The organism is Paenibacillus sp. JT22N15 (genome assembly GCF_059383755.1).
Genome location: NZ_JBXENV010000017.1, coordinates 25,823 through 43,883 on the forward strand (window position 1 = coordinate 25,823; position 18,061 = coordinate 43,883).

The 18,061-nt window shown below is 51.2% G+C and carries 14 protein-coding genes; 8 read left to right on the forward strand and 6 right to left on the reverse strand.

The window, feature by feature from the left end:
- Positions 1 to 15 precede the first annotated feature (15 nt).
- Both AC50X8_RS27160 and cysC read left to right on the forward strand, forming a co-directional pair.
- Entirely contained in the window at positions 16 to 855 is an 840-nt protein-coding gene (locus tag AC50X8_RS27160; protein ID WP_494882691.1) for an alpha/beta hydrolase family protein, read from the forward strand.
- 10 nt (positions 856 to 865) lie between these two features.
- Positions 866 to 1,480, forward strand: coding sequence for an adenylyl-sulfate kinase (cysC, locus tag AC50X8_RS27165; protein ID WP_056039732.1), 615 nt, complete (start codon positions 866 to 868; stop codon positions 1,478 to 1,480).
- Positions 1,481 to 1,603: 123 nt separating this feature from the next.
- Here the strand turns inward: cysC and yhbH are convergent, their stop codons facing one another.
- Positions 1,604 to 2,755, reverse strand: coding sequence for a sporulation protein YhbH (gene yhbH / locus AC50X8_RS27170; RefSeq protein ID WP_056039733.1), 1,152 nt, complete (start codon positions 2,753 to 2,755; stop codon positions 1,604 to 1,606).
- Positions 2,756 to 3,271: 516 nt separating this feature from the next.
- On the opposite strand from yhbH, the gene AC50X8_RS27175 reads away from it, so the two are divergent.
- A complete protein-coding gene (locus tag AC50X8_RS27175; protein ID WP_162241925.1) occupies positions 3,272 to 5,434 on the forward strand; it encodes a rhamnogalacturonan lyase in 2,163 nt (720 codons plus the stop codon).
- Positions 5,435 to 5,809: 375 nt separating this feature from the next.
- On the opposite strand, the gene AC50X8_RS27180 is transcribed toward AC50X8_RS27175, so the two are convergent.
- Complete coding sequence (locus tag AC50X8_RS27180; RefSeq protein WP_494882694.1) at positions 5,810 to 7,108, reverse strand: amidohydrolase; 1,299 nt, start codon at positions 7,106 to 7,108, stop codon at positions 5,810 to 5,812.
- An 83-nt stretch (positions 7,109 to 7,191) separates the two neighbouring features.
- Between AC50X8_RS27180 and AC50X8_RS27185 the strand changes: the two genes are divergently transcribed.
- Entirely contained in the window at positions 7,192 to 8,367 is a 1,176-nt protein-coding gene (locus AC50X8_RS27185; RefSeq protein ID WP_494882696.1) for an exonuclease SbcCD subunit D, read from the forward strand.
- Positions 8,364 to 11,456: an AAA family ATPase gene (locus AC50X8_RS27190; protein ID WP_494882698.1), complete on the forward strand. Its 3,093-nt coding sequence runs from the start codon at positions 8,364 to 8,366 to the stop codon at positions 11,454 to 11,456. The genes AC50X8_RS27185 and AC50X8_RS27190 overlap by 4 nt, the downstream gene beginning before the upstream one ends.
- A gap of 54 nt (positions 11,457 to 11,510) precedes the next feature.
- On the opposite strand, the gene AC50X8_RS27195 is transcribed toward AC50X8_RS27190, so the two are convergent.
- Positions 11,511 to 12,050 carry a hypothetical protein gene (locus AC50X8_RS27195; RefSeq protein WP_494882700.1) on the reverse strand — a complete coding sequence of 180 codons (540 nt, stop codon included), beginning with the start codon at positions 12,048 to 12,050 and terminating at the stop codon, positions 11,511 to 11,513.
- An 85-nt stretch (positions 12,051 to 12,135) separates the two neighbouring features.
- Here AC50X8_RS27195 and AC50X8_RS27200 point away from each other — a divergent pair, with 85 nt between their 5' ends.
- Positions 12,136 to 12,522: a DUF423 domain-containing protein gene (locus AC50X8_RS27200; RefSeq protein WP_494864062.1), complete on the forward strand. Its 387-nt coding sequence runs from the start codon at positions 12,136 to 12,138 to the stop codon at positions 12,520 to 12,522.
- Positions 12,523 to 12,611: 89 nt separating this feature from the next.
- Entirely contained in the window at positions 12,612 to 14,525 is a 1,914-nt protein-coding gene (locus AC50X8_RS27205; protein ID WP_056039742.1) for a putative bifunctional diguanylate cyclase/phosphodiesterase, read from the forward strand.
- A 77-nt stretch (positions 14,526 to 14,602) separates the two neighbouring features.
- Here the strand turns inward: AC50X8_RS27205 and AC50X8_RS27210 are convergent, their stop codons facing one another.
- On the reverse strand, positions 14,603 to 15,157 hold the full coding sequence (locus tag AC50X8_RS27210) for a hypothetical protein (protein WP_494882702.1): 555 nt from the start codon (positions 15,155 to 15,157) through the stop codon (positions 14,603 to 14,605).
- A gap of 165 nt (positions 15,158 to 15,322) precedes the next feature.
- On the opposite strand from AC50X8_RS27210, the gene AC50X8_RS27215 reads away from it, so the two are divergent.
- Positions 15,323 to 15,628, forward strand: coding sequence for a YunC family protein (locus AC50X8_RS27215; protein WP_056039747.1), 306 nt, complete (start codon positions 15,323 to 15,325; stop codon positions 15,626 to 15,628).
- A gap of 60 nt (positions 15,629 to 15,688) precedes the next feature.
- On the opposite strand, the gene mtnA is transcribed toward AC50X8_RS27215, so the two are convergent.
- Positions 15,689 to 16,744 (reverse strand): S-methyl-5-thioribose-1-phosphate isomerase, encoded by a 1,056-nt coding sequence (gene mtnA, locus AC50X8_RS27220; RefSeq protein WP_056039749.1) that lies wholly within the window; start codon positions 16,742 to 16,744, stop codon positions 15,689 to 15,691.
- A 39-nt stretch (positions 16,745 to 16,783) separates the two neighbouring features.
- Positions 16,784 to 18,001, reverse strand: a complete 1,218-nt coding sequence (gene mtnK, locus AC50X8_RS27225) for an S-methyl-5-thioribose kinase (RefSeq protein WP_494882795.1) — start codon at positions 17,999 to 18,001, stop codon at positions 16,784 to 16,786.
- Positions 18,002 to 18,061 lie beyond the last annotated feature (60 nt).

Sequence of the window (18,061 nt, forward strand, 5' to 3'; positions counted from 1 at the left end):
CGGGGGAGTTTGTAGGTGGAAGCCGTAAATAGCAAACCTTTTACCATTGATTTGGAATCAAACCTGACGCTGCGAGGGGACGTTCGAGTGTCAGGCGAACCGGGGAAGAAGCCGGTTGTTATCGTGGCCCATGGCTTCAAAGGGTTTAAAGATTGGGGATTTATGCCCTATGCCTGCGAGCAGCTTGCAAGGCATGGCTTTGCTGTCATTTCCTTTAATTTCAGCTGCAATGGCGTAGCGGAGACGGACTTTGACGAGCTGGATAAATTCGCGGTGAACACGTATTCCCGTGAGCAGCTGGATCTTAATACAATCATCGCCCATCTGCTGGAAGAGAAGCTTCCCTTTGCCGAGGAACTGGATACGAGCCGGATTGCCCTGCTTGGACATAGCCGTGGCGGCGGAAATATGATTTTGACTGCTGCGAGATACCCGCAGCTGAAGGCAGTTGTAACATGGAACGGCATAGCTGACGTGAATCTCTTTACGGAGGCATTTCGGCAGGAGGTACTGAGCCATGGCGTCGGTTATGTGCCAAATATGCGTACGAAGCAGCAAATGCCGATATCGCCAGTATTTTTTGAAGATCTGGAGCACAATGCAGAAGCTTTTAATATTAAGAAGGTGCTGGGCTCCCTCGCGGTTCCGGTACTGCTCATACAGGGGGATCAAGATTCAGAGCGTCTTGTATCAGGCTACGAACAAATGCGCGAGGCTGCACCGCAGCATACGTTCGTTACACTGGCAGGAGCGGACCATACCTTTGGCGCGAAGCATCCATTTATCGGCACGACTGCGGATTTGGAGGAAGCGCTTCGGCTGACGGTACTTTTTCTAAATGAGCCACTAAAATAGGGGGTGCCGGATGGATCAAAAATCCCCGAATGTAAAGTGGCATTCGTATGAGCTTGGCGGATTGCAGCAGTCTGGCCAATGGGACTATTCCGGCTGTATCGTATGGCTAACAGGGCTGCCTGCCTCGGGAAAGTCGTCTATTGCTGCCTCGCTTCACAGGCAGCTTCAAGCTGGCGGTGTGCGAACGACGGTGCTGGATGGCGATAATTTGCGGCATGGACTAAACCGCGATCTTGGCTTTAGCTCAGAGGATCGCCGCGAAAATGTGCGGCGCACCGCAGAGGTGGCGGGGCTGTTTGCCGGCAGTGGAAGCATTGCCATTGCGGCGCTCGTCTCGCCGCTTGAGGCGGACCGCGCACTGGCGCGAGCGATAGCAGCTCCGCTTCCCTATGTGGAGGTATATGTGAATTGTCCGCTTGCGATATGCGAGCAGCGTGATCCGAAGGGGCTGTACAGCAAGGCGCGGCGAGGAGAAATTCCGCTGTTCACGGGCATATCTGCTCCATATGAGAAGCCGCTAGCTCCAGAGCTGGAGCTGTTTTCAGGCGAAGGAGATGCGGAGACAGCGGCTGAGGCCGTTATCCGCTGCTTGCAGCAGCGCGGTATTATTGCCAAACAGGTTTAGTAACCGGCAAATGGCAAGCGACAGCTTATACTAATGCAACATCAACACATGATATAAAATGATGTGAAAAAAGCTTCTTCTTCGGGAACGCTCGAAGAGGAAGCTTTTTACTAATGTCTGCTGCTAAGCGCCGCTTGCGGGCTTGGAGAAAAAGGTTTTCAGCGCCTTATACACTTCGCCTTTATCTTTTATAATCGAATACATAAATTTTTTATTGTTTATGTTTTTATATGCCGACATTAAGGTGCTGCTGCGATTATATTGATTAACCTCGCCGTAGCCGAACAGATTGGCCCGTTCCAGAAGCTTGTCGATTAGCTTCACGCATTTCTCGTTATCGGAGGTCAAATTATCGCCATCGGAAAAATGGAAAGGATAAATGTTCCAGTTGGCAGATGGATAACGGCTGTCGATAATATCAAGCGCCTTCTGATAGGCAGAGGAGCAGATGGTGCCGCCGCTTTCGCCCCGAGTGAAAAATTCCTCCTCAGTCACTTCCTTCGCTTCCGTATGATGTGCTACGAATACCATCTCGACATGCTGGTATTTCCGGCGCAGAAAACGAGTCATCCAGAAGAAGAAGCTTCTGGCGCAATATTTTTCGAAAGACCCCATAGAGCCTGAAGTATCCATGAGCGCCAATACGACGGCATTGGATTGGGGCTTCACAACTTCATTCCACGTTTTAAAACGCAAATCATCCGGCGAGATGCCGCCAATTCCTGAACGTCCTTCATTGGCATTGCGCTTTAAATTTTGAATGAGCGTCCGTTTTTTGTCGATGTTGGACATGATGCCTTTTTTACGGATGTCGTGAAAGACGACCTCGGTTGTTTCCATAACATCCTTCTGTTTTTGCTCCAGATTAGGAAGCTCCAGCTCCTCGAAGAGCATATCCTCCAGCTGGTCAATGCTAATTTCCGCCTCCACATAGTCTTCGCCCGGCTGATCGCCTGCACCCTGTCCTTTGCCAGAACCTTTGGCCGCCCCAGGATCAACGCCGAGCACATCCCCTACCTGTGAATCGCCATCGCCTTGTCCAACATGCTGCTTCTTGTTGTAGTTGTAGACGAAATGGGATTCATCAATGCTTTTAATCGGTATTTTCACCGTCTGCTTGCCATCGGATAATACAATGCTTTCATCGGTTACAATATCGGGGAGATTTTGCCGAACAGCTTCTCTTACTTTTTCCTGGTGCCGGGCTTGATCTTCGTAACCTTTGCGATGCAAGGACCAATCCTCTTGTGACACGATAAATAACGGTTCTGCCATGAGCGTTACACTCCCATCTTTCATCAATAATAGCTGGATCAGGGCCAGGGGATCTAATTTTTCGTTGAAATATAAGAATTTATAAGTTTCATACTTATCATTAGGCTTATATTTCTCGGAGTGAAACGCGCCTTGCCGCCAAAGGACGGCGATAGCCGTTTCACCTTGTTATTCAATATATTCAAGTCTGGGGCGGATATGTGAGTCAAAAGCGATCTGATTCTAGCTAATTAATCGAATGAATCTCGGTTTTTTAAACAAAAAACTCTGTTTTTTAAGTAGTAAAATGTCGGAACACAGTCTATCATCGACAATGAAAGCGGTTCCAAATTATGGTTTTGATTCATAAAAACGTATGATTTATCAAGGAGGTGGATGCCTGCCCGAATGGTTAATGGTTCGTGATTCTGGGAATTCAAGGCATGAAGCAGACTTATTTTTCGAATAATTTGGTAGCGCTTTCATTTGTGGGTGTTGATAAAATATCATTTGCGAAAAGGAGCTGAATAAGAAGAGATGAACTTTAAAAACGTATTTCGCAAAACGATTATGCTCGCTGTTGCTGCTTTGCTGGTCATTCCGGCTATTGTTGTTGATCCGAAGGTCAGTGCTGCTGCCCCAAGGCAGATGGAGGCTTTAACGAGAGGAGTCGTTGCGGTAAAAGTAAGCGGAGGCGTATTTGTCAGCTGGCGGCTACTCGGCGGCGAGGCAGCTAATACGGGCTTTAACGTTTATCGCAACGGGACGAAGGTCAACAGCAGTGTCATTACGACAAGTACGAATCTACTTGATGCTAGTGGAAGCAGCTCCTCTACCTATTATGTCCGCGCCGTTGTTAATGGCGTTGAACGCCCGGCCTCCAATACGGCAACCGTATGGGCGAGCAATTATAAAGATATTCCGCTGGACAAGCCTGCTGGCGGAACAACACCGAGCGGTGAAAGCTACACCTATAGCGCAAATGATGCGAGCGTAGCCGACCTTGACGGAGATGGCGAATACGAAATCGTCCTCAAATGGGACCCGTCGAACTCTAAGGATAACTCCCTATCGGGGTATACCGGCAATGTAATTTTTGATGCTTACAAAATGAACGGCCAGAAGCTGTGGCGCATTAATATGGGAAAAAATATTCGTGCAGGCGCCCATTATTCGCAATTTCTCGTCTATGATTTTGACGGCGACGGCAAAGGCGAGGTGGTCATCAAAACTGCGGACGGCACCGTGGACGGAACAGGACAAGTGATAGGCAGCTCGACTGCCGATTACCGCAATTCTTCAGGTTATGTGCTGTCTGGCCCGGAATATTTGACTGTTTTTTCAGGGCAGACCGGAGCAGCGCTTGCGACAACCAACTATGTGCCGGCAAGGGGCACTGTATCAAGCTGGGGAGATAGCTATGGCAACCGTGTCGACCGCTTCCTAGCTGGCGTTGCTTATTTGGACGGCGTTAGGCCAAGCATTGTTATGTCGCGCGGCTATTATACGAGAACGGTCATTGCTGCGTTTGACTTCCGGAACGGCTCGCTAACGAGCCGATGGACGTTTGATACGAACAGTTCCGGCAATTCTGCTTACGCGGGGCAAGGCAATCACAGCCTTAGTGTGGCGGATGTAGACAATGACGGCAAGGATGAAATTGTTTTCGGCGCGATGACGGTTGATGATAATGGCCAGAAGCTCTATAACACAAATATGGGGCATGGCGATGCGATGCATGTCAGCGATTTGAATCCGAATCGCGCTGGCTTTGAGGTGTTCAAGGTAAATGAGGATACGAGCAAGCCTTATGGCGCCCAAGTGCATGATGCTGCTACTGGTCAAATTTTATGGGGTGTGTATACGGGGGCTGATACGGGACGCGGCATGGCGGCCGACATCGATCCCCGTTACCCGGGAGCTGAGGTTTGGGCTGGCAGTGGTGTAGGGCTGAGGACGATTACGGGGCAGCTCATTTCCAGCACGCCTCCATCCTCGCAAAATTTCGGCATTTGGTGGGACGGCGACCTGCTGCGCGAGCTGCTTGATCATGTATGGTCAGGAAGCGCTGGGGTTGGCGTCGGCAAAATTGAAAAATGGAATTACAATACCGGTGCAGTAAGCCGCCTGCTGACGGCAACAGGAACTTACTCAAACAATTCGACAAAAGGTACGCCAAGCTTGCAGGCCGATCTGATTGGCGACTGGCGTGAGGAAGTATTGTGGCGCACAGAGGACAGCACCAAGCTGCGCTTGTATACGACGACAGATGTCACGGCATATCGTCTCTACACGCTGATGCATGATGCAGTATATCGCCTTGGTGTGGCCTGGCAAAATGTAGCTTACAACCAGCCGCCGCATACGAGCTATTTCCTCGGAGATGGCATGAGCACGCCACCTGCGCCAAGCATGTACACGACGCTGCCACAGGCATCGTTTACAGAAGTAAGCACTGCCAATACTTTGCTTGCAGAGCAGGCTGCTATGGAAGAAGCAGCGGCTGCCCCTGAGCAGGAGCCAGCTCCGCAAACGGGGCCGGAAACAGACCCTCAGACAGAGCCGGAAACGACGCCCGCTCCTGAGCAGCAGCCAGACAATAGTGTGCCAACGGGCCCGGCTGATCCAAGTGCAGCCGCTCAAGCTGCTTCAGGTGCAGCAATGCGCGCTCTGCTTGGACAAGCTGCTCCTATTTTATAGCGCTTGGGGTATTATCCCCTTAGCTCAGAAACAGGGGGATCGGAGTCTGTCCAAAACATTTTATAGAATAGCAGCGTAAAGAAAAGTAATAAGTAACCCTTTTGTTCGAGGGAAGCTAAAGGGAGCTGTTTGGACGGTTTGATCAGGCCTGATGCCGGATGCGGCCGTTTAAGCGGCTTTTCTGAGCAAAGGGGATAACGGACATAAGGAGCAGGAACCGCACAACCCGAGTGGCAGATTAGCCATATTGAACACAGTGACGAATAACAAATACAAGCCATAGTTGAAAAATAGAGCGGCCATTCTGCGGCAGCAGGCATGCGCATGCGCGGCAGATTGCGAAAAAAGCAGCCGCGCTGCCGCATGCTTGCTGCTCTAAATACCGTCCACGATTCTCCGAGCCCGAATCGCCGCCTGCTTAAGCAGTTCCTCCTCGTCTATGGTCAGCAGCTCGCGCCCTTGCATCAAGAGCTTGCCATTGACGATGGTCGTATCGACATCGCTGCCATTCACGGCGTAGGCGAGCAGAGATTCCCGATTATGGACCGGCTGCAAATGGGGCTTATTCATATTGACTAAAATAAGGTCGGCTTTTTTGCCAGCCTCAAGCGTTCCTATCTCCTGATCAAGGCGCAGCAGCTTGGCGCTTTCAGCCGTCGCCATTTCCAGCACCTGATGGGCCGGGAAAACGGACGGGTCGCCTGCCGCCATTTTTTGCATCCAGGCCGCCGCCTTAATCCCCTCAAACATGTCAACGGTCGAAGCGCTGCCTGATCCGTCCGTGCCCAGCCCAACCGTAACGCCAGCCTCGATAAGCGCTGCCACCGGAGCAATGCCGCAGCCCAGCTTCAAATTGCTGACCGGATTGTGGGCAACGCCGCCTTTCATGCCTCTAAGCAGCTGAATATCTTCATGTGTAAGATGGACACCATGGGCAAGCAAAGCATGGGCCTCGGTGAATAACCCGAGATTGTGCAAATAAACGGTTGGCGAGCAGCTGTATTTGGCTTTGATCTTGGCGACTTCCTCTACCGTTTCCGCCAAATGAATATGGATAGGCAAATCCTTTTCGGCGGCGAGCTTAATGATTTCTGCCAGCGGTTCTGGCGGGCAAGTATAGGGGGCGTGGGGGCCAAACATCGTCGTAATTCGCCCGTCGGCCTGGCCATGCCAGCGGTCAATGAGATCGAGCGCTTCGGTTAGCCGTTTGCCGCCGTCATTTTGCATAAATACAAGTCCCCGTGTTAAGGAGGCGCGCATCCCTGTTTCCAAGGCAGCAGCGGCAATTTCGTTCATATGCACATACATATCGGCAAATGCCGTGGTGCCGGATTTGATCATTTCCGCCATGGCCAGCTTGGCTCCCCAATAAATATCCTCAGGCGTCATCCGCGCCTCGGCAGGAAGCATTTTATGCTCCAGCCACTCCATCAGCTTGCAATCATCGGAAAAACCTTTCAGCAAGCTCATTGGCGTATGCTGGTGAGCATTAATGAGGCCAGGCATTGCCAGCATGCCTTTGCCGTCGATGATTTTGCTTGCTTGAGCCTTATCCTCAGGCAAAATTGTGCCAATGGCCGCAATGCGGTCATTTTCGATCAGCAGCTCGCCTTGAAAAAGCTTTTCTCCTTTTTTCATTGTTAAAATATGAACGTTTTGAATTAGTGTTCTCATCCTTGTCCCCTCCTTGGTATACTTAGGAGGATAATCGTTGACGCTGCGTGAAGGTCAAGGGCAAGAAAGGATGTTTCGCCATTATGAAATGGTTCCATACCGCAGACTGGCATTTAGGCAAGCTGGTTCAAGGTGTTTATATGACAGAAGACCAGCGTTATGTGCTGGAGCAATTGATTGCTGATATTGAACGCGAACGCCCGGATGCCGTTATTATTGCTGGTGATTTGTATGATCGGGCCATTCCGCCCATTGATGCAGTAGAGCTGCTCGATGAGGTGCTGCAGCATATTGTTATTAAGCTTGAAACGCCGGTGCTTGCTGTGTCTGGCAATCACGACAGTCCGGATCGGATTGATTTTGGCACAGCGATGATGGCGAGCCGGGGGCTGCATATTGCGGGAAGAATGAAGCGGGAGCAGAAGCCTGTCATTCTCCGCGATGAGCATGGCGAGGTGCATTTTCACCTCGTGCCTTATGCCGATCCTGCATATGTGCGTTACGTGCTGGACGATGAGAGTATTCGTACGCATGATGATGCGATGAAAGCTTTGACGGACCGGCTGCGAGATCAGCTTGATCCTGCTGCGCGCCATGTTTTTGTCGGTCATGCCTTTGTTACGGCAACTGGCGAGGCGGAGCCGAATACGAGCGATTCGGAGCGTCCGCTGGCGATTGGCGGGGCGGAGCATGTGCGTGCCGGTTATTTTGCGCCATTTCATTATACGGCGCTCGGCCACCTGCATCAGGCGCATAATGTCAGCGACGATAAAATCAGATATGCGGGTTCGCCGCTTAAATATTCCGTTTCCGAGGAGCATCACGCCAAAGGCTATTATGTAGTGGAGATGGATGACAAAGGCGCGGTAGCTGTGGAAAAACGGTTATTCCAGCCGCTGCGCGATTTGCGCCGCGTTTCCGGAACGATTGAGGAAATTGAGCAGCATGCAATGAGCGAGGATTATGTATTTGTTACGCTGCTGAATGAAAATCCAGTGCTGTTTCCGATGGAGAAGGTACGGGCGATTTATCCGAATGCGCTGCATGTCGAGCGCAGGCCTGAAGCGGTGCTGCTGGCAGAAGCAGAGGCTTTCGCTGAAGGTGCAATCGAGGCGGCTGGCCGCAGGGAGGCTGATCCGGTAGCTTTATTTGCTTCCTTCTATCAGGAGGTCAAGGGCAGCCCGCTCAGTGAGAGTAAACGTCAGCGCTTCGCCGATGTGTTCGGGCGGCTGCTGCATGAGGAAGGAGGAGGCGCATGAGACCGCTCAAGCTAATTATGAACGCATTCGGCCCGTACCGGGATGCGGAAACGATTGATTTTGCCCAGCTGGACGAGCATCGGCTGTTCGTTATTTCCGGCAGTACGGGAGCGGGGAAAACCTCGATTTTTGATGCGATTTGCTTTGCGCTTTATGGCGCGGCGAGCGGGGAGGACCGCTCGGAGGCACGCATGCTGCGGAGCCATTTTGCCGGAGATGAAACGCATACGTCGGTTGAGTTTCATTTTGCCGTTGCACAGCGGGAATACCAAGTATTTCGCCAGCTTCCGCATCGAAAAGGCTCAAACAAAAGCGAGACGGGCGGCAAGGCAGAGCTGTATGAGCTTGTTGATGGACAAGCTGTGCCGCTTGTCGACCGATTCCAAGTTCGCGACGTTGATGCCAAGCTGGAATCGATCATTGGCCTTACGAAAGAGCAATTTAATCAAATCGTAATGCTGCCGCAGGGAGAGTTTCGCAAGCTGCTTACTTCAGATACCGATAATAAAGAAGAGATTTTGCGGCGGATTTTTCGCACGGAGCTGTATGAAAAGCTGGAGCTTAAGTTTCAGCAGCAAAACCGCGAGCTGAATGAAACGCTCAAGGAAGCGCGGCTGCGCAATGACATGTATATGAAGCAATCGGGCGATGCTCTTCCTCAGCGCGAGGGGAGCTTGCTGGCTGCGACGCTGAGCCAAGAGGTGTATAACGCGGCGCAATTGCTTGCTAGTTTGGAGCAGGAGGCTGCTTATTACGGCGAGCTGGTGCAGCAAGGCGATGTGCAGCGGCAGCAGATGGGCGAGCAGCTGCATGCGCAGGAAGAGAGGCTGCGCGCTGCGCTCGCGCTGAACGCAAGGTTCGAAGAGCTTGCGGCGGAGCGAAGCAAGCTCGAGCAGTTGGAGCTGGGCCGCGCCGCGCAGGAAGCGAAGGGGCGCGAGCTGCAATTGGCTGAGCGGGCAGCGCTGCTCACGCCTTATGAGGAGCAAGCGAGCCGCGCTGGCAAGGACGCGGAGGCGAAGCAGCAGGCCAGCGAGGCGAAGCAGCGCGAAGCGGAGGCGGCGAAGCAAGCGCTGGCTGCGGCTGAGCAGCGGCATGCGAGCGAGGAGCAGCGTGAGCCCGAGCGGCGGGAGGCGGAGCGTGAGCTGAGCCGGCTGGAGGAGCTGGCGCCAGCGGTGCAGCAGATCGGCGAGCAGCGACAGGCGGTGACGGAGCTGCGGGCACGGGCGAAGCAGGGCCAGGCGCAGCTCGAGCGCGAAGAAGCGGCTATTGCGGCGGAGAAGGAAGCGAAGCAGCTTAGCGCTTCGCGGCTGAAGCTCATGGAGAGCGATGGCGAGCAGCTGCAAGCGAAGCAGGAGCAGCTCAGGCGCGTCGAGCAGCAGGGCAAATATGTCTCCAAGCTAATCAAGCTGGAGCAGGAGCTCGCGGAGTTCAATCGGCTGGAAGCGAGCCAGGAACAGGCGCTTTCGACCGTCCGTGCCCGGCATGACGGGCTGGAGCAGCAATGGATTGAAGGCCAAGCAGGCCTGCTCGCCGCCCATTTGCATGACGGCAAGCCTTGCCCGGTATGCGGCAGCGTCGAGCATCCCGGCAAAATACAAACGGCCGCCGACGTGCCTTCACGCGAGCAGCTCGCGCAGGCAAAGGAGCAGCTTGCTGCCTGCGAGCGCGAGCTGCATGCGTCAAGGCTGCAAGTAGCGGCAGCCCGTTCCGGCTGGGAAAGCAGCGCCGCCGAGCTTGCGGAATACGGCGCCTCTGCCGAGCATCTCGCTGAGCAGCAGGCTGACCTGCGCACGAAGTGGAAGCAGTTGAAGGACGAGACCGAGCGGCTGCTGCAGCAAAATGAAGAAATGCGCCTGCTTAAAGAGCAGGCGGAGAAGCGGGAAGCGGAGCTGGAGCGGCTCATCCGGGATAAAGAACAGCGGCAAGCGGCGTATCAGCAGGTGCAAATTGAGCTGGGAGCGAAGGAGTCGCTGCTCGCCCGAGAGCTGGAGCGCATTCCAGAGTCGCTTCGCGAGCCCGAACAATTGCAGCGGGCGCTGGCCGACCAGCAGGTGAAAGTTCGCCAGCATGCAGATGCCTGGCAGGCTGCTGTCAAGCAATTACAGCAGGCGCAGCTTAAGGAGACGGAAGCTTCCGTTCATGCGGTGCAGGCCCGCGAACAATTGGAAGAAGCGCAGCGAAATAGGGTAGAAGCGCAGGAACGGCTGCTGAGCGAGCTAAGGACAGCTGCATTTGATTCATTGGAGGCCTATCACGCCGCCGCAAAAACGCCGCAGGAGCGGCAAGCGCTTAAGGAACAGCTGGACGCGTATAAGTCTGCCGTTCAGGCACTGTCGAGCCGTGTAACAGATATGCAGCTGGAGCTGGCAGGAAAGCAGCCTGCGGATATTCAGCAGATGCAAGCGGTGGGCGCGGAGCTTAAGCAGCAGCTGGAGTCGATTGTTGCAGCCCTGCAAACCGCTGCAAGGCATGGCGAGGAGGCTGCTCGTCTGATTCGTCAGCTCACTGCAACGAGCGAGCGCGTGAAGCAGCTTGAGGCGGAGCTGGAGCAGGTGCTCGATATTTATCAGATGCTCAAAGGCGACAATGCACTTAAAATTTCCTTTGAACGTTATATATTGATTGAGTTTTTGGAGCAAATTTTGCAGGCAGCAAATGTACGTCTGCAGCGGCTCTCGGGCGGGCAGTTTATGCTGCAGCGCAGCGACCGTTTGGAGGTCAGAGGGAAGCAAAGCGGCCTTGGACTGGACGTGTACGATGCTTATACAGGGCAAAATCGCGATGTGAAAACGATGTCCGGCGGGGAAAAGTTTAATGCGTCTCTCTGCCTTGCTTTGGGAATGACTGATGTTATTCAGGCACATCAAGGCGGAATTTCGATAGAAATGATGTTTATTGACGAAGGATTTGGCTCATTGGACGAGGAGGCGCTGAACAAGGCGATTGAGGCTTTGGTCGATTTGCAGCGCGCCGGCCGCATGATTGGCGTCATTTCGCATGTACAGGAGCTCAAGCAGGCTTTTCCCGCCTGCCTTGAAGTTCATAAGACGAAGGAAGGCTACAGCCGCACGGCCGTAACGGTCCGTTAATAGAAAAAGGCAGGAAACAACGCGTACGTTGCTTCCTGCCTATCTGTCTGAATGCTAGTAGCCGGATAATGCGCTTGCTCCAGCAGATGCTACAGCAATGGCAAAAATAAAAAAGAGAGCAGTGCCCATTACGCCAAGTCCGTTCAGTATAATGCCGATAACGGCAAAAACTTTGCGGCGCTGCTTGGAGCAGGCACCAATAATACCAAGAATCAGGCCGACAAACGTAATGCCAACGCTGAGAACAAACGCTACAATTGTTGCCATGAAGGAGCCAGCACTTCCAGTAATCATGTCTTCAAGGTAGGCAGGGTCTTCAATTAAGTATTCATTTCCGGTAGAAATGAGACTGCCAATGGCTGCAAAAAACATTATGATGCTAATGACGCCTATAATAATGGATGCAATGGCCATAATGAATGAAGCAATGCCAAGGCCGGAATGCTTAAGCGGCTGGCTGGGCTGAAAAGGTGAGGGATCGGAAAATCCCGTCGATGGTGCAGACCCGTATGGATTATAATCCGGTGTCTGGGTATGGTCCGTATCCGATTTCGTAAAGGATATCGGTGTGGAATTGTTTTTATTTTCTTCCATTAAAATATTCTCCTCCAGTATAGGTAACTCATCTTAAAACACAATTACAGTAAATTATACTCAATTTTGAAAGGAATGAAAACGGATGTTCCAAAAATATTTCACAATCGGCGCTATTGGTGCCGCTCTTGCAGTCGCATTAGGAGCTTTTGGCGCTCATAGTTTAAAGGAAACGCTGCCAGCTGATTTGCTCGCTATTTTCGAAACGGGCGTACGCTATCATATGTATCATTCGCTTGGCCTTATGCTGGTTGCTCTGCTTGCGGATCGTTTGGGCGAGAGCAAATTGCTGCTGTCCGGAGCAAGACTGCTGCTTGCGGGCATGATTATTTTCAGCGGCAGCCTTTACGTCCTCGCTTTAAGCGATATTCGCGTGCTGGGAGCCATTACACCAATCGGCGGCGTAGCTTTTCTAGCGGGCTGGGTTTGCGTCATCGTCGCGACCCTCAAGTCGCGAAAAAAAGCCGTTTGATTTTGCATAATATTTCTATGCCGGAACGGTGGTTTCGATTATAATAAGGCTAACCTTATTGGATTCGAATGTAGGAAGGAAGTTAGTGCGTGACGAAACGAACGTTTGGTCGGCCTGATAGACCGCCACGTAACGCGCTTACACAATGGTTGTCCAAGTTGTGGATTCCGTGGCTGCAAGGCGGTTTGCTGCTCATTATCATAGGAGTATGGGTGGCAGCGATGATAGTTACAGCAATACCTTCGCTTTTCATTTGGCTGGCTTCTTGTTTGACTATGGTAATCCTGCTAGGAAGCTTCGTCCTAATGGTCAGGCAGTCCAAGGCGGCGAATACGCTCAGCTATCATAAACCAATGGTCGAGGCGCTGCTTCGCTCGGAAGCGGTCCCGCTCGCTATCATTGATCCACAGGGCGTCATTATGGAATTAAATGAAGGCGCAGAGCGCACTTTTGGCTATGAACGCGCGGAGTTAATGGGAAATTGGCTGGCCTCTTTCGTAGATGCAGGCAGCCGGGATGCCTTACATACGATGCTGGAGCATTCGCTTACCGGTTGTCCAAAGCAGGGTAACATTCATATTATACACCGGTCAGGCTATCCGCTTGAGCTGCATCTCGTATGCGCCCCCATGGTGCAGGATGAGAAGGTCATCGGAACGATGGTGGTCAGCCATGATTTGAGCGATCGCAAGCGAAATGTCGAACGGATTCGTTATATGGCCTATTACGATGATAGAACGGGATTGCCGAATCGGACGCTTTTTCAAATGAGATTGAATGAGAGCCTTGCTTATGCTCATGATCATAACCAGCTTGTAGGGCTGTGTTATATGGATTTGGATCGGTTTAAGCTTGTCAACGCCTCCTTCGGCCGCGAATTTGGCGATATGCTGCTCATGCAGGTGGCGGAGCGTTTTACAAGCGTCATGTCGGAGCAGGATTTTGCTGCCAGAATGGAAGGCGATGAGTTCGCTCTGCTGTTTAAGGATTTGGAGTCGGAGGAGCAGTTGCTGAGCCGCGCCCGCATGGTGCTGCAAGCGATTGAGGAGCCTTACGAGCTTAAAGGCTTTCCGATCCAAATTACAGCGAGCATAGGTGCGGTCACGAGCCGTCTGGGCGAGGACGATGATTACGCGCTGCTTAATAAAGCGGATATGGCGTTAATGAAGGTGAAGCAGAATGGTCGAAACGATGCGCTGCTTTATTCCGAAAGCTGGAGCAATTATTCGTTTGAGCATTTGTCGATGCAGCATGAAATGTATCGAGCTATTCAGCGCAAGGAGTTCATTTTATATTATCAGCCGCAATATGATATGATTTCTGGCGGGATGATCGGCGTCGAGGCGCTGGTGCGCTGGAAGCATCCGATCCGGGGAATGATCCCTCCGGGCGATTTTATTCCTTTGGCTGAGGAGAGCGGCATGATTGTGCAAATTGGCGATTGGGTGCTGGAAGAGGCTTGCCGCCAAAATAAATGCTGGCAGGAGTCAGGCTTGCCGCCTATGCCTGTATCGGTTAACCTCTCTATTAGGCAGTTCGTCCAGCATGATTTGGCTAGCAAGGTTGCAGACGTGCTGACTCGTACCGGACTAGATTCGCAATATTTGGATTTGGAAATTACGGAGTCCATGACGATGGATGTAAACCATGTATCGCGCTGCCTGCTGGATTTGACGGCACTTGGCGTTGGCATAAGCATTGACGATTTTGGTACAGGCTACAGCTCCTTTCATTATTTGAAAAACTTCCCGATCGATCGGCTCAAAATCGACCGTTCCTTCGTTCGCGATATCCAACAGGACCCAAGCGATGCGGAAATTGTAGCAGCTATTATTGCCATGGCACATAATCTTAACATCCAGGTTATTGCAGAGGGTGTGGAGACACAGGAGCAAATTGAATTTTTGCGCAAGCACAACTGCGATGAAATGCAGGGGTATTTCTGGAGTGCGCCAGTCCCAAGCGACAATATTGAGCAAATGCTGGGCGGCTATTACATGTAGAAAAAAGGTCTGTTTGAATGGCTGGGAACACTTCCGGCTCATTCAAACGGACCTTTTCAATTTGTGCTGCCTCATAATCAGGAGATATAGTCTTCAATTTCATTAAGCTTGAATGTGTAGACTTGCTTCTCATCTACGTGATAGACCGTAATCATATTCGTTGTATCATCCACATTTAGAATACGGCATGGAATGCTGAGCGTAATGCCAAGCCCCTTATTTACAATAAGACGAATGAGTTTATTGCTTTTCATAAAACCGCGAATGTCTGCAAATCCGTCATAGGGATCGGAGAGTGAAGGTTCAACAACCTTAGGCTTAGCTGCTTTGGCAGATGGAACGTCTTTGTCTTTAGCAGACGGTACAGACTTGCCATTTGCTGCAGATTTATTGCTTTGTTTTTCATTTTGCGTTGGCCCTTTAAAATCGATCTCCATAGGAACTTGAACAGCAGCATCAGCTTTGCGTTGATCGATAACTTGTCCCAGCTGAACACCTGATAAAATCCGATAATCCACAAATCCGCCAGCATTTAAGGCATGAATGACCTGCTCCAAGGCAGCAGCGTTGCTAATGTTCTCTACTAGCAATTCTACTTGGAGTACGTATGACTGTTTTTGTGTGTTCTGCATCTGTTCTATAGTTCCTCCGACCTAATGTTAATTTTTGCATAATTACTATACCATTAATCACAATAGATATATAGTGCTAAAATTTGCTAATCGTCCAATTCGACAAAAACTTTTTTGCATATAATGCTTTGGCAGCTAATTGATGGCAAAGGAGGTGAGCGTAAAATGATGCGGATGGTTCCTGCCACACTGCAAAATGGGCTGACCGTGCTTGGAATTGAGGTCAAGCTTCCTAAAACGACATTGCTTGCCTGGTCGACGGATAAAGGGTATATCATGTGTGGTGCGCTTGATGTTGGCCTGCTGAACGAACGGTTGCAAAATCGGGGGATTATCGCCGGGAGAGCCGTTGGCGTACGCACATTAGAGGAACTGCTTGTTGCACCTCTGGAATCGGTTACAACAACTGCGGAAGCGATGGGAATTCATGTCGGGATGAAGGGGACAGATGCCCTTTCCTTAATGGCATAATACGAAGAGCCTCTATCCTTATCTTCTGGAAGGATGGGATAGAGGCTCTTGATTTATGGTTTATTCGTTAAAAAGCTTTTTGAGATTGACATCATAAGGTGCTTGAACGATGCCCTTTTCCGTAATAATCGCTGTTACATATTCATTCGGTGTAATATCAAAGGCCGGGTTGTACACTTTCACACCTTGCGGCGCAGTGCGTTTGCCAAACCCTTCGGTAATTTCCTCGGCACTGCGCTCCTCAATTGGAATTTCTGCGCCTGTCGGCGTATTGAGGTCGATCGTGGACAAGGGGCAGGCTACATATACGGGAATGCCGTGAGCCTTGGCTAGAACAGCAACGCTGTAAGTGCCGATTTTGTTGGCGACATCTCCATTAGCGGCTACGCGGTCAGTCCCAACAATGACTGCCTGAATCCAGCCTTTGGACATAACCATGCCCGCCATATTATCGCAAATCAATGTGACATCGACGCCAGCCTGCTGCAGTTCAAAAGCGGTTAGCCTGGCTCCTTGCAGTACAGGACGCGTCTCATCGGCGAATACACGGAGCGACATGCCGCGCTCAAGCGCAAGATAAAACGGTGCCAGCGCGGTACCGTATTTAGCAGTTGCAAGTCCGCCGGCGTTGCAGTGCGTGAGCACGCCCATGCCATCCTCAAACAGCGTTAGCGCATGCTCGCCGATTAAACGGTTAGTTTCTTCATCTTCACTGTGAATCGCCAGCGCTTCATTAAGCAAAGCCTGCTTCACTTCATCAAGCGATAAATCGGCTGCAGCAAGCTGCTCCGCACGAGCTTTCATTCGATCCAGAGCCCAGAACAAATTGACAGCGGTTGGCCTGGAGGTTGCCAAATATTCAGCTTGATTCAGCACTTCCTCAAGCCAGCGCTTAAGCGTCGTTTCATTTCGGCTGCCGAGCACGACGCCGTATGCAGCGGAAATGCCGATTGCTGGAGCTCCTCTTACTTTCAAATGGCGAATTGCTTCCCATACATCCTCCGAAGTAACAAGCGGCAAATATACGATTTCCTCAGGTAAAAGCCGTTGATCCAGCAAATCCAGGCGGTCTTCCGCCCAAATCACGGATTGCAAGGGGGCATTCTGGCTAGTCATTATGCAAATTCCTTTCTTTTTGAAACATTGGGATTTATTTTAACCGTGTTTTGCCGTTGCAGATAAAACAATATCAATCGCTTGCTCTATTGAAATCGCCTGACGGTTCAGGTGAATGAGCGAGGTGCCGATTTCGAGTGCCAAGCGCTGTGCTTTCTCGCGCTCCGCAGCATCCTCAATACGATCAATGTCAGCAACGTGGGCAAGGCCTACAATGCGCCGTACCATTTTGCAGCCAGCAAAGCCGATCGAGTCTTGAAGCAGCTTGTTCAAATAATATTGCTTGTAGCCTGGAGCGCTTGAGGCCAGGCGATCCACGTTGTGTTCATCCCACAAAGCGCCAAATTTGTTCTCAAATTTGGTCCAAATTTCGCGTACGCTGCCGAGCAGGTAGCTGCGGAAATTGGTCAGCTCTGCCTCGTCTTTAATCCAGTGGGCTTGTCCAGCATAATTGAGCAGCAGATTGGCAATAACTGCCCCTACATCAAAGCCCATAGGGCCATAATAAGCAAATTCAGGATCGATCACTTTCGTCGATTGTGCGGTAACAAATACGCTGCCGGTATGAAGATCGCCGTGGAGAAGCGCCTGGGCATTCGTTAAAAACTTGTTGCGCAAAATAGCGACTTCAAGATGAAGGGCATCATCATTGCGAAGAGCTTCTGCAGCATCGGCAATCGCTGCTTCAAAGTTATTGTTTGGCGAATCTGTATACGGATCATCAAAAATCAAATCCTCGGTTATTTTGCACAAATCCGGGTTAATAAACTCTTTGACGCGTTCTTTCTTGTCCTGCTGGTTCATGCCCAGATCGGAAGTGAAAAAGAGTGTATTCGCCATGAAGGTGGAAATGTCCTCAGCGAATTTCGGATATTTGTTGCCGTCCACGAGGCCTTGGCGCATAATCACATGATCGCTTAGATCTTCCATTACCGTGAGGGCAAGCTCCGCATCATATTGATACACGGTTGGCACAAGTCCCGGAGCCAGCTCATTTTGCAAAATCAGCGCTTCGCTTTCAATGCGTGCCCGGTCAAGCGTAAGCGGCCATGATTCTCCGACAACTTTAGCGTAAGGGAGCGCTTGTTTGACAATGAGCCCTTTACCGCTAGCTGGATCGGTAATGTGGAAGACCAAATTCAAATTGCCATCGCCGATCTCACGGGACGAAAGCTCAGCTCCCGCAGGGAAAAAGTCAGGTATGGAGCGGGAAAATTCAATAGCTTCTTGCTCGATTAAAGGATGATAAGCAGACAGTTTGTCCACCTCCGACTGTATTTTTAAAAATATAAGCATTTAAGCTTAGTATATCGAATA